Below are 24,128 nucleotides of genomic sequence, written 5' to 3'. Positions count from 1 at the left end.
CTCGGCTGCACCCAGCGGCGCAATTGTATTGAGAATGATTATCGTGAATGATAGCCTGCTGCCATCTTACGTGGAGTCACGGCACCATGGCCAAGCAGAGCTACCAAGTCTTCGACATCACCCTTTCCCGCCGCACCCAGGTCAGCCCTTCGCTGGTCAGGTTCACCTTCACCGGCCCCGATGTATCGCGCATGGCCACCTACGCACCGGATCAGCGCATCAAGCTGTTCTTTCCCGAAGCCCAAAGCAGCCTTGAGGCCCTGTTCGATTGCGTCGCTGGCGAGCCCGATGGCTGGTACGCCGCCTATCGCGCCCTGCCGGAAGCCCTGCGCCCGCCGATGCGCACCTACACCATTCGCGAGCTGCGCGCCGAACGTGGCGAAGTGGACGTCGAGTTCGTGCTGCACGGTGACGAGGGCCCCGCCTCACGTTGGGCCATGCGCGCCCAGCCGGGCGATCGCCTGGCCATGACCGCCCCGGTCGCCGATGTGGAGAGCGCCGGCGTGGGCTACGAGTGGAAGCCGCCGCGCGGCGTGAAGCGCATCCTGGTGGTGGCCGACGAAACCGCCCTGCCGGCGGCGGCCGGCATTCTGGAGGAACTCGCCGTGCGTGCCGATCGTCCGCAGGTGGAAGCACTGATCGAGGTGCCGCTGGGCGACGATACCCAGGCGCTTCCTTCGACGGCCAAGGTCAGTTGGCTGCCGCGCGACGCCACACCCGGCTGCGCACACGGCGAGCGGCTGCTGTGCGCCGTGCGCGACATCGACCTGCGCGCTGAAGTCGCAAGCCTCGGCGGCAAGCCCGAGAGTGTCGACGCCAATGCCGATGTCCATGAGGAGCCCGGTGACGAGCTGCTCTGGGAAGCCGCGACGGCCGACGATGGCGCTCCCTTCTACGCCTGGATCGCCGCCGAGAGCAAGGTGGCGCTCGGCATTCGCCGTTATCTGGTCAACGAGTGCGGGCTGCCCAAGCGCTACGTCAGCAGCATGGGCTACTGGCGCGAAGGCAAGGTGCTGGGCTGAGGCTTATCGATAACAGGCATCCTCTTCGATCCGCGAGGCTGTCGCTGCCGCCAAGGCGATAGGGGACCGGAGCGGAGGTCTGGTCGTCTCGGCCAGGGTGAAGGCGCCCACCACCTCGGCCAGGCGCAGCGACTGCTCCTCGAGCCGCTCGGCTGCGGCACTCGACTCTTCGACCAGGGCGGCATTCTCCTGGGTCATGCGGTCCAGCTCGGCGACCGCCACATTGACCTGGCCGATGCCGTCGCTCTGCTCGCCGGTGGCCGCACTGATCTGCTGGAGCACATCGCTCACCCGGGAAACGCTGGTGACGATCTCGTCCATGGTCGCGCCGGCCTGAGTGACCAAGTCGGAGCCGCTGCGTACCTTGGTCTCCGAAGCGTCGATCAGGGCCTTTACCTCGCGCGCGGCCGCCGCCGAGCGGCTGGCCAACTGGCGCACTTCACCGGCCACCACGGCGAAGCCGCGCCCCTGCTCGCCGGCTCGGGCCGCCTCCACCGAAGCGTTGAGCGCCAGCAGGTTGGTCTGGAAGGCGATGCTATCCATCACCGTGACGATCTCGGCGATCTGGCGCGAGGCGCCGTTGATCTCATCCATGGTGGACACCACCCGAGACACCACTTCGCCACCGCGAGCGGCAACCTCGGAGGCCGACTGCGACAGCGCATTGGCCTCACGTGCGGACTCGGCGGTGTGCTCCACGGTACTGGTAATCTCCTCCATCGAAGCCGAGGTCTGCTGCAAACTGGCGGCGGCAGTATCGGTACGTCGCGACAGATCCTGGCCGCCGCTGGCGATCTCGGTGGCTGCAACACGCACCGCCTCGCTGCTTACGCGCACCTCGAGCAACACGTCATGGATCTTGTCGGCGAAAGCATTGAACTGAATGGCCAGCTCGGCGCTCTCGTCGCGCCCCTCGACCGGCAGACGCTGGGTAAGATCACCGTCGCCGGAGGCGATCTGGCGCATACGTCCGGCCAGTTCCCGCAACGGCCTGGCGATGCCACCGCCCACCAGCCATATCGCCACCAGGCCGAGGCCGGCGACCAGCAGCCCCACCAGCCCCATGCCCCACAAATGCTGGCGACGCTGGTCGCCCAGGGTACGCTGCAGGGCACCCAACTCGGCCAGCACCACCTCCCGCGGCAGGCGGGTGAGCAGCACCCAGGGGGCCTGGTCGTCGCTGACGCTGAAGGGCAAGTAGAGTTCGAGCATGCCGTCGGCATCCTCTATGCGCTGCATTTCCCCGCTGTGCTGGGCCTCGAGAATGCGCTGCTGTACCGCATCGCCCATCACCTGCCCGGCCGCTTCGCCCAGGGAGCCGTCATCGGCGGTATAGGCCGCCACGCTGCCCAGTGAGGCAATCAGCGCCATCTCACCGGCGCCGTCATACAGCCCCTGGTTGGCCTGGGTCAGGAACTCCTGGGTGAAATCCACCGACATGTCGACGCCGGCGATGCCGCGAAACTCACCCTCCACGACGATCGGCACGTTGAAGGAGGTGACCATGCGCATGACCCCGGCATAGTCGTAGGCTGCCGGGTCGATGATGCAGGGCGCCAGGGTATCGCGCGGGCAGAGATAGTATTCGCCCCGGCGCATGCCGTTGCCCAGCGGTGCCTCGCTCTCCATGTTCTCCTCGGTGAGAACGCCCAGCCGCATGCTGCCATCGGCCTCCCGGACCCACCAGGGGCGGAAGCGCCCGCTGCCCTCGGCAAACCCGGTGTCGGCATATCTGGCATCGGCACCGAAGGCGTTGGGCTCCCAGCCGATATAGGCATCCAGCAGCTCGGTATTCTCGACCACCGTGTGACGCACCAGTTGGGAGAGTTCCTTGCGGCTCAGACGAAGCTGGGGGCGACCATCCTCACCCGGTATGCCCATGAGAGCGTTGGTATGGGCCAATTGGCTGGCCAGGGTCAGCGCCCGGTCCAGTTCGTTGCGGATGCGCTCGGCTTCGGCGTTGGCCAGCGAGGAGAGCCGTTCGTCGATGCCACTCTCGAGCAGGGACTGGGTGTGTTCGGCCACCACGTCCTGGGTGCGCGAAGCGGACACCAGCGAATAGCCGACCAGCGCGGCCGTCACGGCCAGAAGGCAAGCACCGGCCAGGGCGACGACGAGCAGTCGAAGGGAGCGGAATCGTAAGCGCATGAAGGGGACTCGTTCTTTTTATAGGAAGGATGAACCAAAGGCTGACCATAGTGCTTTCATGAGTGTAAAGACGTAGTCAAAACGACTGAGAGCTTGGTATTCGCGCCACCGTGCCGCGTGCAGTCGCGACGTGCTGCCTTGGACACAAAAACGGGACACCTTGCCCCGGGCGAGCTAGCCTCTGAAAACCGTACGACGCGGATAAGAGGAGCCCCTCATGCCCAAGCGCATCACCTACTACTTCAGCCCGGTATCGCCCTGGACCTACCTCGGCCATGCCCGCCTCGGCGAAATCGCCGCCCGACACGACGCAACGATCGACTACGTGCCGGTCACGGTCAGTGCTGTCTTCCCCAGGACGGGCGGGCTGCCGCTGCCCAAGCGCGCACCCGAGCGCCAGGCCTACCGTCTGGCGGAGCTGAGGCGGTGGCCGCGCCTGCTGGGCGTACCGCTCAACGTCGAACCCAAGTACTTCCCCGCCGACGACCGCCCCGCGGCGCGCCTGCTACTGACCGCCAAGGCCCAAGGCCACGACATCGCCGAGTTGTCGCTGTCCATACTGCGTGCCTGCTGGGCCGAGGAGCGCGACATTGCCGACCTCGCCACGCTAGGCGAGATCGCCGATGCCTGCGGCCTGAACAGCCAGGGACTGCTGCAGGAGTCTGAAGCGGAGCCGGGCCATCAGCGCCTCGACGAAGCCTGCGAGCAGGCCGTCGCCGCCGGTTGCTTCGGGGTCCCGTGGTACGACGTCGAAGGAGAGCCGTTCTGGGGCCAGGACCGCCTCGAGCTGGTGGGAAAGAAACTGGCCGGCGAACTGTGAGTCAAACCTTCATGTACTCACTCAGCCCCCAGGGACTCGCCATCGTCGACGAGCTCGCCGAGCGTCACGATTTCAGTCGCGACGCCATTGCGCACATGGTGTCGGCCGTGGCCGAGGGTAATGGCCAGATGGCGATGTTTTCGCATCCCGAGTTCGGCGGCCCCGGCCAATGGATGCAGGGTGGCATGCTGATGCTGAGCGACCCTCTCAACCATGCCTTGAACGCTCGCGTGGATGCGCTGTGCCACGAGATTGGGGAGATGATTGGTGAGAAAGCGGGTGAGATGGTTGCCCAGCAGCCGGCTTGGCCCGCCGCGGAAGGGAACCCTGCCTGGTGGCCGGCGGAACTCGGCACTCCCAACGCGACCGGCGAACAGAACGGTTTACGCTATGCCTACTTTGCCCAGGCTCGTCGCCTCGTCGTGCAGACCGACGACTCCCTCCGGGTCTATGACACTCTTGACCATCGCATCAGCGGCTTTGCCCAGCAGCAGGGAAGCCAGAGCCGATTGACGGTGACCAGCCAGCACGGCGACGTCGACCTGGCAAGCCTGCCGGTCGTATCCACCAGGAAACAGCCGTAGAGCTAGGCGGCGTTCTGTTTGCTCAGGCTACAAAAGGATCTACCGGCGTGCACGGCCCAAATGCCGCCTCGATGACCTCGGCCGCCTCCAGCACCAGGTCGTCGCGAAAGCGGTCGGCGTACAGCTGGACGGTCATCGGTGCGTTGTCGATCGGCCGGGCCGGCAACACGACAGCGGGGAAGCCGAGCAAATTGCCGGGGGTGACGAACCACTGCATGCCCAGCATCAGGTCAGCGCCGGCTGGCGATGCGACATCGGCATCATGCACGAACGGTGCCGAAGGCCAGACGGGTCCCAGAATAATGGAATACTCCGCAAAGAACGCCGCCCAGGCCCGGCCGAGACGCGAACGCTCCTGATGCAGCGCGGCATGGGTCACCATTGGATCGACCTTGGCGATCAGGGCATCCATGAGCATGGCCGCCTCCGCGCTGAGCATAGGGCGCATCGGCTCGGCCGTAAGGCTCAGGTCGGACATCTGGAATTGCGTCCAGAGATGGTTGATCAGCTCGATTTCCGGCGGTATCGCCTCCTCCACCTGGTAACCGGCGGCGGCAAGCGCCTCGCCTGCCGCCCGCACGCCGGCGACAATGGCCGGCTCGACCACGGTGCCCGGCAGCGATGTCACCATGGCAACACGACGCGGCACTCTCGGGCCTTCCAGTGCCACTGTGACCGAGCGAGGGTCGCGCACGTGCTGCCCGTGGACCTGCTCCAGCGCGAGCCTGAGATCGGCCACGCTGCGGGCGATGGGGCCATCGGTCAGCATCACCTGGGCGCTCAGGTAACCGTCGCCCGCGCCCCCGAAGGGAACGCGCCCCTGGGTCGGCTTCAATGCCGAGACACCACAGCAGAACGCAGGATTTCTCAGTGACCCGCCGATGTCATTGCCGATGCCGAGCGGCGACATGCCGGACGCCACGGCCGAACCTTCGCCACCGCTGCTGCCCCCCGCGGTCAGCTCTGCGTTCCACGGATTGCGCGTCAGCCCCCTGAACGGGTTACTGGTGGAGACCCGCAGGCCCATCTCCGGCATGTTGGTGCGCCCGATAGGAATGGCGCCGGCGGCGCGCAGCCGCTCGACCACCGGGGCATCCTGCTGTGGCAGAGCATTGGCGTTCGCCGCCAGGCCGAAGGTGGTCGGGGTGCCGAGGCAATCGATATTCTCCTTCACCGTGATCGGCACCCCGTGCAGAGGCGGTAGATCGCGTTTCCCCTTCTTTTTACGATGGCCATCCGCCGCGTCCGCCGCCTCACGGGCCGACGTTTGCAGCATGACAGTGACGGCATTGAGCGTTGGATTGACCGCCTCGATCCGCGCCAGGTGCGCATCGATCACCTCGCGGCACGATACTTCCCCGGATCGGATAAGGGACGCCAATGTCGTGGCCGATTGCCGCCAGAGGTCCTGCGAACGGCTCGGGTCCTGGGGCGGAGGACGCCTTCTCATGATTTCACTTCCTCTGTGGCCGTGTCGCCGGCTAACTGAGGCGGCACGGGATGCGATCCTGCATCATCGAGATGTGTTGGCCAAAGATGGTCCGCTGCGAACGGTTCCTCTCCCAGCAGAATAGTCGCTCATGGCGAATTCCCTGCAGTCGGTGAAGGGATATACCGGACCGCCCCCTCCTCGCCGACAACGATGTCCCTGATCGAGCTGCCTGAACGACACCCTAGCGCGTCACCATCAGCAGTCCGGCCAGCAGCGCAATGCCACCGGCGATGAAATTCATGGTCAGCGGTTCGCCGAGCAGGGCGGCGCCGAACAGTACGCCGAATACCGGCGAGAGAAACGAGAAGATGCCCAGCTGCGAGGCGAAATAGCGCCGCAGCAGCGAGAACCAGAGCAACAGCGCAGCGAAGGAGATCACCAGTGTCTGGAAAGCCAGGCTGGCGATGACGCCGCCGGTCGCATGGATGCGCCCGAGATCCCCCAGCAGCGTGGCAACGGGTATCAGCAGCAGTCCGGCGATGACGAGCTGATAGCACAAGGTCTGGACCGGCGGCGCTTCGGAGAGCGACGAGCGCCGGATCACCAGCGTGGTCGCGGCCCAGGAGAGACCCGCCAGCAGCCCCAGGGCATCGCCCAGCAGGATGGCTCCGGCGTTCTCGACAGCGGTCGTCGGCGCCATCGCCATGGCCATGCCGGCGAAGGCCAGCCCGACACCCGCCCACTGCCGCCGCGTCAATTGCTCACCTGGCACCCACAAGTGCAATCCCAGCGCAGCGAACACAGGCGCGGTGTAGAGAAACACCGACATGTGCGATGCCAGCGTATGGGTAAGCCCCCATGCCACGAACACGAATTCCGCGGTGAACCCCAACCCCACCAATAGCCCCGGCCCGAGGCGGGCGCGAAAATCGGCCAGCCGCAAGCCATGCCGGCAGGCCAAGGCCGCCACCAGCAGGGCCGCGATGGCGGAACGCAGGGCGACCTGCGCCAACGGCGAGATATCGGCGGCGACCGCCTTGATCGCAACCTGCTGAAGCCCGAGCGCCAGGCAGAACAGCACCATCAAGCCACTCGCCTGCAAATCGATATGGCGGCGTGAGGCTGTGCTCCCTACAGCCTCAGTTTGAGTCAATCGCCTGGTGTGCTCCATACTGCCTCCTTGACCATGAATACCGCCAGTCAAGCAGCTGTCAGCCCTTGCTCCAAACGATTACTCTGCTGCCCTAGACTCAGGAAAAATCACCCTATGAAGATCGAGCGCCTGCCCCTGAACGCACTCCGGGCATTTGCCGAAGCGGCACGGGAGGGAAGCTTCAAGACTGCCGCCGGCCGCCTGGGCGTCACCCCCGGTGCGGTCAGCCGACAGATCAAGCAGCTCGAGGATAGGCTGGGGATTCCCCTCTTCGACCGGCACGCCAACGGCGTACGCCTGAACGAGGCAGGTCGCCACCTGGCCGCCGACATCGACAGCGGCCTGGAGCGCATCGCCGCGGGGGTCGCGGCCGCAAGGGAGCGGGCACGCAGCGCTGCCACCCTGTCGCTGAGCGCCCCACCCTCCTTCCTGCAATTGTGGCTGCTGCCGCGTCTGGCAAATTTCGAAGCCTCGGAGCAGGAGCTCAGCATCTCCCTCGATGCCAACCAATCGCTTACCGTGCCCGCCTGGCAAGGCGACGGCGCGCGCCTGGCGATTCGCTATGGCCGTGGCCCCTGGCCGGGCGTGACGAGCCATCGCCTGTTCGCCGATGAACTGTTTCCCGTCTGCGCCCCGTCATTGCTGCAACAGGGCCAGCCTCTGCGGGAACCCGCCGACCTGGCCGAGCACACCCTGCTGGACGTCAGTTGGGAATCGCGACAAGGGATCGACTTTCCTGGCTGGAGTGAATGGCTCGAGGCCGCCGGCGTCGGTGACAAGATCGCCCCGCCACAGCGCCGTTATTCGCTGTTCGGCCTGGCCCTGGATCAGGCCATCGCCGGGCACGGCGTCATGCTCGCCAACCACCCCATCGCGATGGATCGCTTGAAGAGCGGCATCCTCGTGCGCCCCTTCGGCGAACGCTACGTTCTCGCCTCGCCCATGACCTACGACCTGCTGGTGCCCGCCACCGGTGACGCACCGCCAGCAGTTAGCCGTTTCATCGACTGGCTGCTGGCCGAAGCTGCCGCCTTCGACCGGGAAACGCTCGGCGGCAAGGCGGACTAGGGCCAGGTGCCGTCAGGCCGGCCTTTCCAGCCCGAACAGATCGCTCGTACGGGCATAGTCGCTGCCCGCCATGCGCCCGATGGGCTTGAGCTCGTCCACCGAGACATGACGGCCATTCCATATCGCATCGTCGATGTGGAGCGATACCACTTCGGCAAGCACCAGGCAGCCTGACATGGGCTGGTCGCCGAAGCGCATGATCTCGCGCAGCCGGCAGCCGAAGGCCACCGGGGCAGCCGCCACCCGCGGCACCGACAGCCCCGGCATGGTGACCTTCTCCAGCCCCGCCAGGGCGAACTCGTCTTCGCCGGCCGGCAGGCTGGCGCTGGTGACGTTCATCGCCTCCACCAGCGCTTCGCCGCTGATGTGCACCACGCACTCCGGCACCTGCTCCAGGTTGCGGATGGTGTCCTTGGGCTGGCCCTCGCCGTTGAGCAGCGGCGAGAAGCCCAGTATCGGCGGCGCCACGCTCACGACGTTGAAGAACGAGAACGGCGCCAGGTTGGTATTGCCGTCGCGGTCATGGGTCGACACCCAGGCGATGGGGCGCGGGCAGATCGTCCCGCAGAACAGACGATAGATGGCCCCGCTGCTCAGCGGTGCCTCTTCCAGCAGATAGTCGCTCATGGCCAGCCCTTGTTGCATTAGGTGATGGCCTTCCATCCTACACCCGTCGCCGAACCGCTCAATGCGTCAGCGCCAGGCCTTCCGCCTGTGTCGGCGGCAGCAATGCCAGCGTGGCTTTCATTTCACGCACCTCCTCGCCGGGAGGCCGACCGAAGAAGCGCTTGAACTCGCGGCTGAACTGCGAAGGGCTCTCGTAGCCCACCCTGGCGGCGGCGGCCGCTGCGGGCAGTCCGTCCCGAATCATCATGAACCGGGCCTGGTGCAACCGCGTCGACTTGATGTACTGCAGAGGCGATGTCTGCGTTACCGCCTTGAAATGCACGTGGAAAACCGCCGTGCTCATGCCGACTTCGCTGGCCAGGCGCCCCACCTCCAGCGGCTCGGCATAATCCGCGTGGATACGCTGCAGCGCCTTGGCGATCCTGCCGAACTGCCCTTGATGCGCCAGTGCCGCGCGCACGCTTCCTCCCTGCTCGCCGACCAGCACGCGGTAGCAGATCTCCCGCACGATGCCCGGCGCCAGCAACTGCGCCTCCATAGGCGAGCCCAGCGCCTCGATCAGTCTGAGCGTGGCATCCGCCATGGGCTCGCCGAGCGGTGTGGAAAGCATGCCCCGCGGTGGCGCCACCGAACGTTCGCCCCACTGGTCCAGCTTGAACGCGAGTTCTGCCACCACGGCCATGTCCAGGCGAATCGAAATGGCCAGCAGTGGCTCTTCGGGGCTTGCCTCGGTTTCCGATACGAAGGGCAGCGGTACCGATAGCACCAGGTAGTGCAGGGCATCGTAGAGGTATATCTCGTCACCCAGGTAGCCCCGCTTGCGCCCCTGGCACACGATCACGATGCTCGGCTCGTACAGCACGGGCGTAAGCTTCAGCGGGCGGTTCGAGCGCAGAAAGCGCACCCCATCCAGCAGCGACTGGGTATAGCCCTCGTTCGGCACGAGCCGATACAGCCGCTCGACCATTCGCTCATGAAGGACAGGGGAAGACTGGGTCGCCACACGGAAGCTCCTCGTTTATATATCACTTTATATTTAGGCAAGATCAACAGCAAAAATTAACCTAAAAAATTATCCCGCGATAGGATTAGGCAAAAAAATGATAGGAATGGCTCTGTCGGCATTCGTGTCGCCTCCGTAGGCTTGTTCCAACGGCGCTCTTGCTCAAGGACTGATTATCCAAGCCCTGCGAGAGGGTCGTCACAAGCCACCGATACGGAGCCTATCCCCATGAGCAAAGTCATTCTTCTCACCGGCGCCAGCAGCGGCATTGGCGAGGCCACCGCCCGCCTTCTGGCAAGCCACGGCCATCGATTGGTCGTCGGCGCGCGCCGCACCGACAGGCTGGAAACACTGGCGCAAGCCATTCGCGCCGAGGGCGGCACTGTGGACTTCCTCGCGCTGGACGTCACCCAGCGGGAAGACGTGCAGGCCTTCGCCGATGCCGCGCTGGAGCTCTACGGCCGCATCGACGTCATCATCAACAATGCCGGCGTCATGCCGCTCTCTCCCCTGGCCTCGCTCAAGGTCGACGAGTGGGACCGCATGATCGACGTCAACATCCGTGGCGTGCTGCACGGCATCGCTGCCGTGTTGCCCACCATGCAGGCCCAGGGCAGCGGACAGGTGATCAACATCTCCTCCATCGGCGGGCTCTACGTGGTGCCCACCGGGGCCGTCTACTGCGCCACCAAGTACGCCGTGCGCGCCATTTCCGACGGACTGCGCCAGGAGAACGACAAGCTTCGCGTCACCTGCGTCTATCCCGGCGTGGTGGAGTCGGAGCTGGCCGACACCATCACCGATGCCGGTGCCGCCGAAGCGATGGCGAGCTTTCGCCAGATCGCGCTCAAGCCCGACGCCATTGCCGCGGCCATCGCCCATGTCATCGCCCAGCCCGACGACGTGGATACCAGCGAGATCGTGATACGCCCCACCGCAAGCCCGGCATGAGCCCGGCCGCTGAATGTCATCAATCTACTTTTCGAACGTTATCTATCTACTTTCCTAATGGAACGCAAACGATGAAAACCGCGAAATACGCACTGGTCATTGCACTCGCCCTTGCCTCGGGTTCCACCCTGGCCGAACAGGGCGAAGGCCCCCTGGCTCTGCCGCACCTCGCCTCCTCTAACACAGCCGGCCAGGAAAGCTTCGGGCGGCTGGACCTGGATGGTGATGGTCATATCTCACGAGAGGAAGCCCAAGCGGGTTCGCTACCGGAAATCTTCGTGCTGATGGATCGCAACCACGATGGCAGGATCTCCCGCCAGGAATTCCACCACCGTCCGCGTTGATCGGTCGGCATAGCACAAAGCAAAGGCAGGCAAGCAATAGCATTTCCAGCCTGCACATTGATAAGGGGGCCCTAGGCCCCCTTCGTCAGTTCTGGACGATTGCTAACCTCGTGGCGAATTCTCTTCAGGCAGGGAGTGGACAGGTCGAGGCGCCTCTTCCTCACCGGAAACGAGGCCCTGGTTGAGCTGCCCGAACGGCACATGCACCGACGGCAGGATATCGCTGGTGGCCGAGAGGTGGGATGCCTGGTCGTCGAAGAAGATGTGCGGCTTGATGATGCCGAGAACATGCTCCTTGGCGATGCCGCCGAGGAAATAGGCCTCGTTGACGGTCACGCCCCAACTGCGCATGGTATGGATGACCCGCTCATGGGCCGGCGCGTTGCGGGCCGTCACGATGGAAACCCTGACCTTGGGACGATAGGCGCCCTGGGTTTCCTCTTCGCGCTGCTTTTCCAGCATCTGGATGTGGGCCAGCTTGCGCAGGAATACGGCCAACAGGCCCGCCTCGGAAGGCACCTGGGCATTGGCCCGTTCGTATTCGCGAAACGCCTCGATACCCTGCTGCTGGTAGATGGTTTCCGATTCGTCGGTGACCAGCACGCCATCGAAGTCGAAGGCGATGCGCAGCTCCTCCTCGTCGGTCAGGTCGAGATCGCCCGACGACAGCACCTGCCCCGCCGGGTGCCCCGCCAGGATCGCCTGATCGACATCCTGGCGATTGGCCGACAGGAAGAGGCTGATATTCAATGCCGGGATGAAGCGGTGGGGATAGCGCCCCTGCAGAAAGATCGCCCGCGTGATGCCCAGCTCATGGTGCTCGATCGACTTCATGACACGCAGTCCGGTTTCCGGATCGTTGCGCGAGAGCAGCACCACCTCGATGGGTGGATTGTCCGGACTGAGTTCGTTCAATGACAGCAGGCGCTTGATGAAGGGGAAGGCAACCCCGGTACCGAGCGGCGTGTTTTCGTTCTCGCGCTGATAGATGCGATAGGACGCCTCCCCCTGCTCGCGGAAGACCCGGTCGGACTCGGCCAGATCGAACAGGGCGCTGGATGCCAGCCCGATTACCAGGCGTTCGCTGAGGTCATAGGCCATGGCCGTCCCTGATGAAGGAAGTGCAACGCACGATCTCCAGACCATGCCTCAGAGCCTTCGGCCAGACAAGCGCCTATCTGTATAAGCGTCTCGGCTTGGAACCGCATGACTGCAAAAGCTTAAACCTGTAAAACTGCAAAACTGTATTTAAGTTTGCAGCAAGGACCCGCCATGCCGTTCGCCGCCACGTCCCTCACCCCCGGCTTCATGGTCGTTCACGGCAACCGCCTGGAGGACCTGCGCGGCGTGGCGGTGGAGTGGATGAAGCGCCACCCGCTGGCGCCGCTGGAGAACGAGACGATCCTGGTACAGAGCAACGGCATCGGCCAGTGGATGAAGCTGGCGCTGGCCGCCGACGAGGCCGACGGCGGCAGCGGCATCGCCGCCGCGCTCGACGTCACCCTGCCGGCGCGCTTCCTGTGGCAGGCCTACCGCGCCGTGCTCAACCACGTGGAAGGCGACTCCAATGCGGTGCCGGCCACCTCGCCCTTCGACAAGTCGCACCTGATCTGGCGGCTGCTGCGCCTGCTGCCCGAGCTGATGCCGCGCGACGAATTCGCCCCGCTGCGCCGTTTCCTCGAAGGCGACAGCGACCTGCGCAAGCACCACCAGCTCGCCGAACGCCTGGCCGACCTGTTCGACCAGTACCAGGTCTACCGCGCCGACTGGCTCGACGCCTGGGGCCGCGGCGAGGACGTGCTGATCTCCGCCCGCGGCCAGGCCCAAGCGCTTCCCGACACCCAGCGCTGGCAGCCCGTCCTTTGGCGCGCGCTGATCGACGACGTAGGCGACGACGGCGTGGCCTCCAGCCGCGCCATGGTGCACCGCCGCTTCCTCGAGGCGGCGCGCCAGCTCGATGGCGACAACCGCCCCGTGGGTCTTCCAAGGCGGGTGATGGTGTTCGGCATCTCCTCGCTGCCGCAGCAGTCGCTGGAAGCGCTGGCCGTCATCGCCCGCTGCAGCCAGGTGGTGCTGTGCGTGCACAACCCCTGCCAGCACTACTGGGCCGACATCATCGAGCACAAGGACCTGCTCCGCGCCCAGCGCTACCGGCAGCGGCGCAAGGAGGGCATGCCGGCGCAGCTCGACGTGCTCGGCGTTGGCAGCGATGACGGAGCGCAGAGCCTTCACCTGCACGCCCAACCGCTGCTGGCCGCCTGGGGCAAGCAGGGCCGCGACTACCTGCGCCTGCTCGACGAGCACGACGACGCCCAGCAATACGAGCGCCTGTTCGCCGCCGACTCGCTGCGCATCGACCTGTTCGAGCCCTTCGTGCGCGAGGGGAACGGCCGGCTGCTGCAGCAATTGCAGGACGACATCCGCGAGCTGCGCCCGCTGCACGAGACCCGCGAGACCTGGCCGGCGGTGGACCCGAGCCGCGACGACTCCATCGTCTTCCACGCCGCCCACAGCCCCCAGCGCGAAGTGGAGATCCTCCACGACCAGCTGCTCGCCGCCTTCAGCGCCGATCCCAGCCTCAAGCCCCGCGACGTGATCGTGATGGTGCCGGACATCGACCATTACGCGCCGCACGTGCAAGCCGTCTTTGGCCAGCTGGAACGCGACGACCCGCGCTACATCCCCTTCACGCTCTCCGACCAGGGCAGCCGCCACCGCCTGCCGCTGCTGATCGCGCTGGAGAAACTGCTGCGCCTGCCGGAGCTGCGCCTCTCGGTGAGCGACCTACTCGACCTGATCGACGTGCCCGCCCTGCGCGCACGCTTCGGCATCGAGGAAGACGACGTACCCACCCTGCGCCGCTGGATCGAAGGCGCCGGCATCCGCTGGGGGCTCAACGCCAGCCAGCGCGGCAGCCTCGACCTGCCACAGGGCATGGAGCAGAACACCTGGGCCTTCGGCCTGCGCCGGCTATTGCTGGGCTACGCCGTGGGCGAGGCCGCCAGCGGCCCGTGGCAGGGCATCGAGCCCTTCGACGACATCGGCGGGCTGGAAGCGGCGCTGGCCGGGCCCCTGGCCGCGCTGCTGGAAACCCTGGAGCAGCAGTGGCGCACCCTGCGCGAGCCCACCGACGTGAGCGGCTGGGTGCAGCGCCTGCGCGCCCTGCTGGAAGCGAGCTTCCTCGCCGACACGCCCGAAGACAGCCTGATGCTGGCCCAGCTCGAACAGAAACTTCAGGAGTGGCAGGAGAGCGCAGAGGAGGCCGGGCTGACCCGCGACCTTCCGCTCTCCGTGGTGCGCGAGCACTGGCTGGGCCAGATCGACGAGTCGAGCCTGTCGCAGCGCTTCATGGCCGGGGCGGTGAACTTCGCCACCCTGATGCCGATGCGCGCCATCCCCTTCAAGCGCGTCTGCCTGCTGGGCATGAACGACGGCGACTACCCGCGCAGCCAGCCGCCGATGGACTTCGACCTGATGAACGGCGATTACCGCCCCGGCGACCGCTCGCGCCGCGAAGATGACCGCTACCTGTTCCTCGAAGCGCTGCTCTCCGCCCGGGAGCAGCTCTACGTGAGCTGGGTGGGCCGCAGCATCGTCGACAACGCCGAGAAGCCGCCCTCGGTTCTGGTCGGCCAGCTGCGCGACCATCTCCAGGCCGGCTGGCGCCTTTCCGACAAGGGCGAAAGCGACGGCAGCGACCTGCTCGACGCCCTCACTACCGAGCACCCGCTGCAACCGTTCAGCCGCACTTACTTCCCCAGCGAGGCACAGCAGGCCCAGCGCGATGTCTCGGCCCGGCGGCTGTTCACCTATGCGCATGAGTGGCGCGAAATTCACGGACAAGCGCATGGCGAAGCGGCGGCGGAAGCCGCGCCCCTCGACCTGGAGCCATACAAGCAGGACGCGCCGCTGACCCTGGTTCAACTGGCCAACTTCCTGCGCGACCCAGCCAAGGCCTTCTTCACCACCCGGCTCAAGGTATTCCTCGAGCGCGAGGACATCGTCAGCCTCGACCACGAACCCTTCGCCCTGGACGGCCTCGGCAACTGGCAGTTGCAGGACCTGCTGATCCGCGAGCAGCGCCGCGCCGTGGATGATGGCTGCGACCGCCTGCCCGCCATGCTCGACACCCTCGACCGCTTGCAGGGCCAGGGCGTGCTGGCCATGGGTGCCTTCGGCGAGCGCATGCGCGAGCAGCTCACCGAACCGATGGAGGCGCTGTTCGAGGCCTACGAGGAAGCCCTGGAAACGTGGCCCCTTGCCATCGAAGAACCCGAGCCGGTGCAGCTCAGCGTGCCCGGCGCCCCGCCTATTGAGGATTGGCTCGACGAACTGCGCATGAGCGAATCAGGCGAGCGCTGCCGCCTGGTGCTCACCAGCAGCAGTCTGGTGAAAAAGGGCAAGTACCGCTGGTCGCACATCCTGCGCCACTGGGTCGCGCACCTGGCCGGGCACCTGAACGACAGGTCCATGACCACACTGCTGCTCTCCAAGGCCGGCCACGTCACCCTGCCGCCGCTCGACCCGGAAGCCGCCCGCGATCAGTTGCGTGAGATCGTCAAAACCTGGCAGGCCGGCATGAACCAGCCGCTGCCGCTCGCCTGTGATACCGCCTTTGTCTGGCTGAGCAAACTGGGCACGCCCGAAACCGAGCGCGACAGCGACGCCTGGCGCGCCGCCGCCAGTACCTACAACGGCGACGACTTCAACGCCGGCGAGGCGGGCCGCAACGCCTACCTCGCCCACCGCTGGCCCAGCTTCACCGCGCTATATGAAGCCCGCCAGGACAGACTCGGCTTCGCCGAACTCACCGAACGCCTGCTAGCCCCGGTGCATCAAGCGGTGAAAGGGAAGAAAACCTGAGCACCCGGTCAGGTGACCGTCATCAGCCGAGCGGACAGCGCCTGAACGTAGCGGCATATTGCTTGTTCGGGCCCGAAGACCGCCGCCAGATGCCGCTCGGCCTGCTCCAGTTGACTGGCTAACCGCCAACGCACCGTCTCCACCCCGAGCAAGGCGATGAGCGTCGTCTTGCCCCGATCCTGCCCCGGATCCTTGCCATCGCAGCCGCTCTCGTCGATGAGATCGTCATAGTGCTGAAAGGCCTGGCCCAGCGCCTGGGCAAAACGGCTCAGCTCGGCGGTGGCGAACTCGTCCGCCTCGCCGACGACGGCCGCCATATGCATGACGACTTCGAACAGCGCGCCCGTCTTGAGCGCATTGGTGGTCGCCACGGCCTGCGCCGACCGCAAGCGGGAGTCGGCGTGCAAGTCGCGATACTGCCCCTTCACCAACCCTTGCATGCCTGAAGCATCCGCCAGCCTGCCGACCAGGTGCATGCGCGCCTCGGCCGGCACGCTCGGCGTCGAGGCCACCAGGCGAAAGGCCTCGGTCAGCAGCGCCACGGCAGCGAGCACCGCCACGTCCTCGCCGTACTGGCGATGGATCGTCGGCTGGCCCCGGCGCAGCTGGGCGTTGTCCATGCAGGGCAGGTCGTCGAGGATCAGCGAAGCGCCATGGACCATCTCCGTGGCACACCCCAGGTCAACCAGCGCCGAGGAATCGCTACCCAGGCCCCGCCCGGCCAGAACCAGCAGCATGGGCCTGATGCGCTTTCCCGGCGAGAGCAGGCACGCCCGCATCGCAAGGCCGACCCGATCCTGCTCGCCTTCCATCGAAGGCAGCAGTTCCTCCAGCCGCATGACGAGGCGTTCACGAAGCTCGTCAAACTCACCGGGATCGTGGGAAACGCCGTCGATTCGTGGCAGTGGTAAGTTCATCGCGCATTTCTCCTTCAGGCGCCAGCCAAGACGAGCTATAGGTTACGGGCGTGGACCGCGGGTTGACGCGTATCGCTATTAGACTAGGATCTTATACAAGGATTGCACAAGACCTATATCCTAGTACGATAGTCCCTGCCTTAAACAGTAGCTCCGGCTCGGCAACTTTCCTCCCCAGGAGGCTCATCATGGCCGACGATGACTTGGTCCACCGCAAGAACGATCACCTGAACATCGTGCTGGGCATGGAGCAGGCCCCCGCCCCGGAAACCACCGGCCTGTCGCGTTATCGTTTCCGCCACTGCGCCCTGCCGGAAATGAGCCTGGATGCCATCGACCTGGGTACGACGTGGTTCGACAAACGGCTGCGCGCCCCGCTGTTGATCAGCTCCATGACCGGCGGCGCCACCCGGGCGGCGGCGATCAACCATCACCTTGCCGAGGCGGCAGAAGCCCTGGGCATTGCCCTGGGAGTGGGCTCGCAGCGCGTCGCCCTGCAGTCCGGCGCCGATCATGGCCTGACGCGGGATCTTCGGCGCCTTGCCCCCAGCGTGCCGCTGCTCGGCAACATCGGCGCATCGCAGCTACTCGAGCCACAGGGAATCGACTGGGCCAGGCGGGCCGTGGAGATGATCGGCGCCGATGCGCTGATCGTGCACCTCAACCCGCTGCAGGAAGCCGTTCAGGCCGGCGGCGACAGTGACTGGCGCGGCGTGCTCCAGGCCATCGAGAGGCTGGTGAAGGCTCTCGACGTGCCGGTGGTGGCGAAGGAGGTGGGGGCGGGCATTTCGGCGCCGGTGGCGCAGTCGCTTGTCGCGGCCGGAGTGGCGGTCATCGACGTGGCGGGTGCCGGCGGCACCAGTTGGGCCAGGGTGGAAGGCGAGCGTGCCCAGAGCGAGAGCGCACGGCGGGTGGCGATGGCCTTCGCCGACTGGGGGATTCCCACGGCCGAGGCCCTGATAAGCGTGCGCCAGGCGTTGCCGGAAACACCGCTGATCGCTTCGGGCGGCATCCGCAACGGCGTCGAGGTCGCCAAGGCGATCCGCCTGGGGGCGGACCTGGTGGCGCAGGCCGCCGCGGTGCTGCACAGCGCCACGCAGTCGACCGAAGCCGTCATCGAGCATTTCCAGGTCGTCATCGAGCAGCTGCGCATCGCCTGCTTCTGCAGCGGCAGCGCCAACCTCGCCGAGCTGCGCCGCGCCCCCATGCTCTCGCTTGACGGGCAGCCGTCCTGACATGGCGCGCCATATCGGTGTCGTCGCACCGCCCTTTCCCAGCCACTTTCGCGCCCTGCAGGCGCTCGCGGAAGCGCTTGTCGCCCGAGGCCACCGAGTCACCTTTCTGCAACAGCAGGAAGCCGCCCGCTGGCTCGACTCAGGTCAGGTTTCCTTCCACCCCGTGGGTCACACCAGCCATCCGCCCGGCTCCCTGGCACGCACCCTGCGCCTGGCGGCCCAACCGGGTGGGCCGCTGGGGCTGCGCCGCTTGATCGCCGACATGAGCCGCACCACCGACATGCTGTGCCGCGAGTTGCCCCGCGCGCTCGACGAGCTTGGCATCGATGCCCTGATCTGCGATCAGATGGAGGCGGCCGGCGGACTGGTGGCCGAGGCTAGCGGCCGCGCTTTCGTCTCGGTCGCTTGCGCCCTGCCGGTCAATCGCGAGCCCGGCCTGCCGCTGCCGGTGATGCCGTTTGCCTATGGCGAAAGCGAGCGACGCGGGCGGGTCTATGCCGGCAGCGAGCGGACCTACGACATGCTCATGGGGGAGCATCGCCGCACCGTGGCCTACCACGCCGCAGCGTTCGGCCTTTCTCGACGGGAAGGGCTTCACGAATGTCTTTCGCCTCGCGCCCAGATCAGCCAGACGGTAGCGGGCCTCGAGCTTCCCCGCCGCCACCTGCCCCCCCACTTTCATCACGTCGGGCCACTGCGCCCGGCGGCGCCCGCGGCCTGGACGTCGGAGCCCAAGCTGGCCCCCGACAAGCCTGTCGTTTTCGCCTCGCTGGGGACACTGCAGGGCCATCGCCTCACCCTGTTCCGGCGCATCGCGCGGGCCTGCCGCCCCTTCGGCGCACAGCTGCTGGTGGCGCATTGCGGCGGGCTCGATCAGCGGCAGGAGGAAGCGCTCTGGCGGGAGGGAGCGACACGGGTGACGAGCTTCTTTCCGCAGCGCGCCGTGCTGTCGCGCGCCGATGCGGTGATCACCCATGGCGGGCTCAATACGGTAATGGATGCCCTGGTCGCGCGCACGCCGATGCTGGTGCTGCCACTCGCCTTCGATCAGCCTGGCGTGGCCACGCGCGTCCAGCATGCCGGCGTGGGGCTGCGCGCCTCGCCACGCTTCGAGGGACATCGCGCCTTGAGCGTCAAGCTGGAGAAATTGCTCGCGGGCACCGGCTTTGCCGCCGCCCTGGCACGCCTGGGTGAGGAGGTCGAAGCGGCCGGGGGCACGCCACGCGCGACGGCAATCGTCGAGGAGGCTTTCCTGACATGAAGGCTATCCATGACCTGATCCTGGTGGGGGGCGGTCTCGCCAATGGCTTGATCGCGCTTCGCCTCAAGCAAGTCCGCCCCGAACTCGACGTACTCGTACTCGAGCAGGAAGCCGCGCCGGGCGGCAACCATACCTGGTCGTTTCACGATAGCGACCTCACGCCCGCGCAGTGGGACTGGGTCGGCCCGCTGGTGGGCTGCCGCTGGCCGCATCACGAGGTGCGATTTCCCGAGCGCCGGCGCACGCTGCAAAGCGGCTATGCCAGCATTTTCTCGCAAGACTTCGCCTCCGTGCTGCGCGCCTCGCTCGGCGAGGCCCTGCGGGTCGGCGTCCAGGCATCGCAGCTCGGCCCCACCCAGGTGCGCCTGGAGGATGGCCGAACCCTGCATGCCGGTGCGGTGATCGATGGGCGCGGCGTGGCGACGAGCCCACATTTGGCGCTGGGTTACCAGGCCTTTCTCGGTCAGGAACTCGAACTAGCGCGCCCCCATGGGCTCGACGGCCCTATCTTGATGGATGCCACGGTCGCCCAGGGCGAGGGGTATCGCTTCGTCTACGTGCTGCCTTTCACCCGGGACACGCTGCTGATCGAAGATACCCACTATGTGGACAAGGGCCGGCTCGATCCGAAGCGCCTGCGCAGCAACATCGCCGACTATGCGCACGCCAACGGCTGGCGGGTTCAGGCGATACTCCGCGAGGAACACGGCGTACTGCCCATCACGCTGGCCGGCGACTTCGACGCCTTCTGGCACGAGGCCGACCATCAGCCGCGCAGCGGCCTGCGCGCCGGGCTGTTCCACCCCACCACCGGCTACTCGCTGCCCCACGCCGTGCGCCTGGCGGAGCGCATCGCCAGCCTCGACGACCTGAGCGCGCCGGCGCTGTTCGATGCCATTCGTCGAGAGGCGTTCGGCGAGTGGCGGCGCCAGGGGTATTTTCGCCTGCTCAACCGCATGCTGTTCCTGGCCGGCCACCCCGCACAGCGTTGGAGGGTCATGCAGCGCTTCTACGGCCTGCCGGCCCCCCTTGTACAACGCTTCTACGCCGGACGCCTGACCGCCCTGGACAAGCTGCGCATCGTCACCGGCAAGCCCCCGGTACCCATGGGCGAAGCCCTGCGTGCCGCGCGACTCGGCTCCCCCCATCAGATCAGGACACCGCAATGACAGCATCTCCCCGTGCCGTGGTCATCGGAGCCGGCTTCGGCGGCCTGGCGCTTGCCATTCGCCTGCAGGCCGGCGGCTATCGGACCACCCTGCTGGAGAAGCGAGACAAGCCCGGCGGGCGCGCCTACGTCTATGAGGACAAGGGCTTCACCTTCGATGCCGGCCCCACGGTCATCACCGACCCCACCGCGCTAGAGGAGCTGTTCGCACTGGCCGGCCGCAAGATGGCCGACTACGTCGAGCTGCTGCCGGTCACGCCCTTCTACCGCCTGTGCTGGGAGAACGGGCCGGCCTTCAACTACGTCAACGACCAGGCCGAGCTCGAACGGCAGATCGCCCAACGCAACCCCGCCGACGTGGAGGGTTACCGCCGCTTCCTGGCCTATTCGCGAGCGGTATTCGAGGAGGGGTATCTCAAGCTCGGCGCGGTGCCGTTCCTCAGCTTTCGTGACATGGCCCGCGCCGGGCCACAGCTCGCTCGGCTGCAGGCCTGGAAGAGTGTGTATGCCATGGTGTCGCGCTTCGTCCGTGACGATCACCTGCGCCAGGCCCTCTCCTTTCATTCGCTGCTGGTGGGCGGTAACCCTTTCGCCACCTCGTCGATCTACACCCTGATCCATGCGCTGGAGCGTGAATGGGGGGTATGGTTCCCGCGTGGCGGCACCGGCGCGCTGGTACAGGGAATGGTGACCCTGTTCGAGGAGCTTGGCGGCAAGCTCGAGCTCAACGCCAGCGTGGATCGCATCGAGATCGAACAGGAGCGGGTGACGGCCGTGCAGCTTGCCGACGGACGCCGCTTCGAGACCGATGCCCTGGCTTCGAATGCCGACGTGATGCATACCTATGGCCACCTGCTCCGCGGCCACCCGCGAGGCGTCGGCGAGGCCAGACGCCTCGCTGGCAAGCGCTTCAGTATGTCGCTGTTCGTGATCTATTTCGGACTCGACATGCCGCCCCCGGCGGGCCTGGCGCACCATACCGTCTGCTTCGGCCCACGCTATCGCGAGCTGATCGACGAGATCTTCAACGCCGAGACCCTGGCCGACGACTTCTCGCTCTACCTGCACGCCCCCTGCGTGACCGACCCCTCGCTCGCCCCTCCCGGCGGCAGTGCGCACTACGTTCTCGCGCCGGTACCACACCTGGGCAATGCACCCATCGACTGGGCGCGGGAAGGGCCGCGCTACCGCGATCGGATCCTCGATTACCTGGAGCGACACTATATCCCGGGGCTGCGTGAGCACCTGGTCACCTGCCGCCACTTCACACCCGAAGATTTCCGCGACGAACTCAATGCCCACCTCGGTTCGGCCTTCTCGCTGGAGCCGATCCTCACCCAGAGCGCCTGGTTCCGCCCGCACAACCGCGACGACCGGATCGAGAACCTCTACCTGGTGGGCGCCGGCACCCACCCCGGTGCCGGGGTACCGGGAGTGATCGGGTCGGCCAAGGCGACCGCCGGTCTGATGCTGGAGCGGACATGAACGAAACCCTCGTCGCTCACGCCGCCCGGACCATCCAGGCCGGCTCGAAGAGCTTCGCCACCGCCGCGCGGCTGTTCGACCCCGACACCCGCCGCAGCGCAGTGATGCTCTACGCTTGGTGCCGCCACTGCGACGACGTGGTGGACGGCCAGTCGCTGGGGTTTGCTGGCGAGCCCGGCGACGGCCGCCAGGGCATGGAGGGCCGTCAGCGTCTCGCGGAACTGCGCGAACTGACCCGCCGCGCCTACGCCGGGGAACCGATGAGCGAACCGGCCTTCGCCGCCTTCCAGGAGGTGATACAGCGACACGCCATCCCAGTGCGCTACCCGCTGGAGCATCTGGCGGGCTTCGCCATGGACGTCGACGGAACCCGCTACGTCAGCTTCGACGATACCCTGCGCTACTGCTACGGCGTGGCCGGTGTGGTGGGGATCATGATGGCGCACATCATGGGGGTAGAAGAGGAGACGACGCTGGATCGCGCCTGCGACCTGGGCCTGGCCTTCCAACTGACCAACATTGCCCGCGACATCGTCGAGGATGCCGGGATGAACCGCTGCTACTTGCCCGCCGAGTGGCTGCACGATGCCGGCATCCCCGAAGGCGAGGTCGCCGACCCGGCGCACCGCCCCACCCTGGCGAGACTGGCGTCGCGCCTGGTCGATGCCGCCGAGCCGTATTACGCCTCCGCACGCGGTGGGTTATCCGCCCTGACACTGCGCTCGGCCTGGGCGATAGCCACGGCCCACGGCGTGTACCGGGAGATAGGCGTCAAGGTGAAGACCCGCGGCGCTCACGCCTGGGACAGGCGGGTCTCGACCGGCAAGGCCGAGAAGCTGCGGCTGCTGGCCCAAGGCGCGAGAATGGCCCTCACGTCTCGCGGCGAGACGCCGGCCCCGCGTCCGGCGTCGCTGTGGCAGCGTCCTCGCTAGCCAGTGGCCCACCATGCCGCTCGCGCAGCTGGCGCTTGAGCCTGGCGACCGGAGGCGCGAACAGGAAGCCGAACGACACGCAGCCCTCGCGGCCGCGCACGGCATGGTGCATCAGGTGGGCCTGGTAGAGCCGCTTGAGGTAACCCCGGCGCGGCACGTAGCGAAATGGCCAGCGCTGGTGCACCAGGCCATCATGGGCGACGAAGTAAAGAAAGCCGTAGGCGGTCATGCCCGCCCCGATCCACTGCAACGGATACCTTCCCGCGGTGCCCAGCGCGATCAGGACGATGGCAATGCTGGCAAACACCACGGCGTAGAGGTCGTTCTTCTCGAACCAGCCGCGTCGCTCGGGGGAACCGGGCGGCTCATGATGCGACCGATGCCAGCCCCACCCCCAACCGTGCATGATGTACTTGTGCGCAAACCAGGCGAACAGCTCCATGCCGACCACGGTGAGCAGTACAATCAGGACAGGGGCGATCACGCTCATCACGGCAACGCCTCCAGGGCCTGGCGCAAGGCCTCGGGCGAATCGAAAGTGCGCCGCTCCTCGACCACCAGCCCCTCCAGGCCAAGCCACAACACCTCGTCGCCCTGGCCGAGATGCGCCGGCGCCACCTTGCTATCGTAGTCGAGCAGGACACTGTAGGACGCCGAGCGCATTGCGGGCACCATCACCATGCGCGTGATCATCTTGGGCATCCGCGAGACATCCGCCACGTACAGCGCCATGTGAGACTCGAGGAAGCCCTCCGGCAGCCCCTCCAGTGCCTCGTTCACCACGTCGGCCGCCTTGCGGCTGCTGGCCACCAGCAGCAAGCGGGTGTCGGGGGCGATCATCACGGCATCACCGTACTGATCCTCCAGGGTCCATGCCCTTACACGCTCGCCTTCCGACTTGGCCTGCACGGCAACGCTGCACAGCATCAGAAACAAGATGGCCAGGAGTCTCATCGACGCCTCCTCATCAAATTGGCAGTCACGTCTTCATGGTAACCCAGTGCCTGTCACTTGGCGCTCCAGGCGTGAAAATCTCGTCTGCGGACAGGCGAGTCTGCATTTATCGCCTCGACGTTTTGCGGCAACATAACCCGGCAGCGCAGGATGAATCGGCC

Annotated in this window: 21 protein-coding genes; 12 read left to right on the top strand and 9 right to left on the bottom strand. The window is 66.4% G+C overall.

The genetic code is table 11. The annotated features are described in order from the left end of the window. The first annotated feature begins 86 nt into the window (after positions 1–86). A complete protein-coding gene (locus ACRWQA_RS03775; RefSeq protein WP_434230297.1) occupies positions 87–1,022 on the top strand; it encodes a siderophore-interacting protein in 936 nt (311 codons plus the stop codon). Between the two features lie 3 nt (positions 1,023–1,025). Here the strand turns inward: ACRWQA_RS03775 and ACRWQA_RS03770 are convergent, their stop codons facing one another. Further along, entirely contained in the window at positions 1,026–3,170 is a 2,145-nt protein-coding gene (locus tag ACRWQA_RS03770) for a methyl-accepting chemotaxis protein (RefSeq protein ID WP_434230296.1), read from the bottom strand. Between the two features lie 217 nt (positions 3,171–3,387). On the opposite strand from ACRWQA_RS03770, the gene ACRWQA_RS03765 reads away from it, so the two are divergent. Both ACRWQA_RS03765 and ACRWQA_RS03760 read left to right on the top strand, forming a co-directional pair. Next, a complete protein-coding gene (locus ACRWQA_RS03765) occupies positions 3,388–3,990 on the top strand; it encodes a 2-hydroxychromene-2-carboxylate isomerase (protein WP_263581118.1) in 603 nt (200 codons plus the stop codon). A gap of 11 nt (positions 3,991–4,001) precedes the next feature. Next, positions 4,002–4,574 carry an SHOCT domain-containing protein gene (locus ACRWQA_RS03760; RefSeq protein ID WP_434230293.1) on the top strand — a complete coding sequence of 191 codons (573 nt, stop codon included), beginning with the start codon at positions 4,002–4,004 and terminating at the stop codon, positions 4,572–4,574. Positions 4,575–4,596: 22 nt separating this feature from the next. Here ACRWQA_RS03760 and ACRWQA_RS03755 read toward each other — a convergent pair whose 3' ends face one another. Together ACRWQA_RS03755 and ACRWQA_RS03750 are read right to left on the bottom strand one after the other, a co-directional pair. Further along, positions 4,597–6,024 (bottom strand): amidase, encoded by a 1,428-nt coding sequence (locus tag ACRWQA_RS03755; protein WP_434230291.1) that lies wholly within the window; start codon positions 6,022–6,024, stop codon positions 4,597–4,599. 223 nt (positions 6,025–6,247) lie between these two features. Continuing rightward, complete coding sequence (locus tag ACRWQA_RS03750) at positions 6,248–7,090, bottom strand: DMT family transporter (RefSeq protein ID WP_434230289.1); 843 nt, start codon at positions 7,088–7,090, stop codon at positions 6,248–6,250. 183 nt (positions 7,091–7,273) lie between these two features. On the opposite strand from ACRWQA_RS03750, the gene ACRWQA_RS03745 reads away from it, so the two are divergent. Beyond that, entirely contained in the window at positions 7,274–8,227 is a 954-nt protein-coding gene (locus tag ACRWQA_RS03745; protein WP_434230287.1) for a LysR substrate-binding domain-containing protein, read from the top strand. A 12-nt stretch (positions 8,228–8,239) separates the two neighbouring features. Here the strand turns inward: ACRWQA_RS03745 and ACRWQA_RS03740 are convergent, their stop codons facing one another. Together ACRWQA_RS03740 and ACRWQA_RS03735 are read right to left on the bottom strand one after the other, a co-directional pair. Next, positions 8,240–8,854, bottom strand: coding sequence for a flavin reductase family protein (locus tag ACRWQA_RS03740; protein ID WP_434230285.1), 615 nt, complete (start codon positions 8,852–8,854; stop codon positions 8,240–8,242). A 58-nt stretch (positions 8,855–8,912) separates the two neighbouring features. Continuing rightward, a complete protein-coding gene (locus tag ACRWQA_RS03735) occupies positions 8,913–9,857 on the bottom strand; it encodes an AraC family transcriptional regulator (protein WP_434230283.1) in 945 nt (314 codons plus the stop codon). Positions 9,858–10,085: 228 nt separating this feature from the next. On the opposite strand from ACRWQA_RS03735, the gene ACRWQA_RS03730 reads away from it, so the two are divergent. Both ACRWQA_RS03730 and ACRWQA_RS03725 read left to right on the top strand, forming a co-directional pair. Beyond that, a complete protein-coding gene (locus ACRWQA_RS03730) occupies positions 10,086–10,808 on the top strand; it encodes an SDR family oxidoreductase (protein WP_434230280.1) in 723 nt (240 codons plus the stop codon). Between the two features lie 71 nt (positions 10,809–10,879). Further along, positions 10,880–11,152: an EF-hand domain-containing protein gene (locus tag ACRWQA_RS03725; protein WP_434230278.1), complete on the top strand. Its 273-nt coding sequence runs from the start codon at positions 10,880–10,882 to the stop codon at positions 11,150–11,152. A 102-nt stretch (positions 11,153–11,254) separates the two neighbouring features. Here the strand turns inward: ACRWQA_RS03725 and ACRWQA_RS03720 are convergent, their stop codons facing one another. Then, positions 11,255–12,253, bottom strand: a complete 999-nt coding sequence (locus ACRWQA_RS03720; protein WP_434230275.1) for a 5'-nucleotidase — start codon at positions 12,251–12,253, stop codon at positions 11,255–11,257. Between the two features lie 171 nt (positions 12,254–12,424). Between ACRWQA_RS03720 and recC the strand changes: the two genes are divergently transcribed. Continuing rightward, positions 12,425–16,015: an exodeoxyribonuclease V subunit gamma gene (gene recC, locus ACRWQA_RS03715; RefSeq protein WP_446326248.1), complete on the top strand. Its 3,591-nt coding sequence runs from the start codon at positions 12,425–12,427 to the stop codon at positions 16,013–16,015. Between the two features lie 8 nt (positions 16,016–16,023). On the opposite strand, the gene ACRWQA_RS03710 is transcribed toward recC, so the two are convergent. Then, the gene (locus ACRWQA_RS03710; protein ID WP_434231839.1) at positions 16,024–16,932 is read right to left on the bottom strand and encodes a polyprenyl synthetase family protein; all 909 of its coding nucleotides are present in this window, start codon (positions 16,930–16,932) and stop codon (positions 16,024–16,026) included. A 188-nt stretch (positions 16,933–17,120) separates the two neighbouring features. On the opposite strand from ACRWQA_RS03710, the gene fni reads away from it, so the two are divergent. Genes fni through crtB form a run of 5 tightly spaced genes read left to right on the top strand, consistent with a single transcriptional unit; the run spans position 17,121 to position 23,013 of the window. Beyond that, positions 17,121–18,167 (top strand): type 2 isopentenyl-diphosphate Delta-isomerase, encoded by a 1,047-nt coding sequence (gene fni, locus ACRWQA_RS03705; protein WP_434231836.1) that lies wholly within the window; start codon positions 17,121–17,123, stop codon positions 18,165–18,167. Between the two features lies 1 nt (position 18,168). After that, positions 18,169–19,428 carry a glycosyltransferase gene (locus ACRWQA_RS03700; RefSeq protein WP_434231834.1) on the top strand — a complete coding sequence of 420 codons (1,260 nt, stop codon included), beginning with the start codon at positions 18,169–18,171 and terminating at the stop codon, positions 19,426–19,428. Next, a complete protein-coding gene (gene crtY / locus ACRWQA_RS03695; RefSeq protein WP_434231831.1) occupies positions 19,425–20,597 on the top strand; it encodes a lycopene beta-cyclase CrtY in 1,173 nt (390 codons plus the stop codon). Before ACRWQA_RS03700 ends, crtY begins: the two co-directional genes overlap by 4 nt. After that, on the top strand, positions 20,594–22,081 hold the full coding sequence (locus ACRWQA_RS03690; RefSeq protein WP_434231828.1) for a phytoene desaturase: 1,488 nt from the start codon (positions 20,594–20,596) through the stop codon (positions 22,079–22,081). The genes crtY and ACRWQA_RS03690 overlap by 4 nt, the downstream gene beginning before the upstream one ends. Next, positions 22,078–23,013, top strand: coding sequence for a 15-cis-phytoene synthase CrtB (gene crtB, locus ACRWQA_RS03685; protein WP_434231825.1), 936 nt, complete (start codon positions 22,078–22,080; stop codon positions 23,011–23,013). Before ACRWQA_RS03690 ends, crtB begins: the two co-directional genes overlap by 4 nt. On the opposite strand, the gene ACRWQA_RS03680 is transcribed toward crtB, so the two are convergent. Together ACRWQA_RS03680 and ACRWQA_RS03675 are read right to left on the bottom strand one after the other, a co-directional pair. After that, complete coding sequence (locus ACRWQA_RS03680) at positions 22,952–23,503, bottom strand: sterol desaturase family protein (RefSeq protein ID WP_434231842.1); 552 nt, start codon at positions 23,501–23,503, stop codon at positions 22,952–22,954. The genes crtB and ACRWQA_RS03680 overlap by 62 nt on opposite strands. Next, the gene (locus ACRWQA_RS03675; RefSeq protein WP_434231822.1) at positions 23,503–23,967 is read right to left on the bottom strand and encodes a hypothetical protein; all 465 of its coding nucleotides are present in this window, start codon (positions 23,965–23,967) and stop codon (positions 23,503–23,505) included. Before ACRWQA_RS03675 ends, ACRWQA_RS03680 begins: the two co-directional genes overlap by 1 nt. Between the last annotated feature and the right edge of the window lie 161 nt (positions 23,968–24,128).

It is taken from the genome of Billgrantia sp. C5P2 (assembly GCF_051062895.2).
Note: the sequence above shows the minus strand (reverse complement) of the source record. Positions and strands in the feature narration are given on the sequence as shown.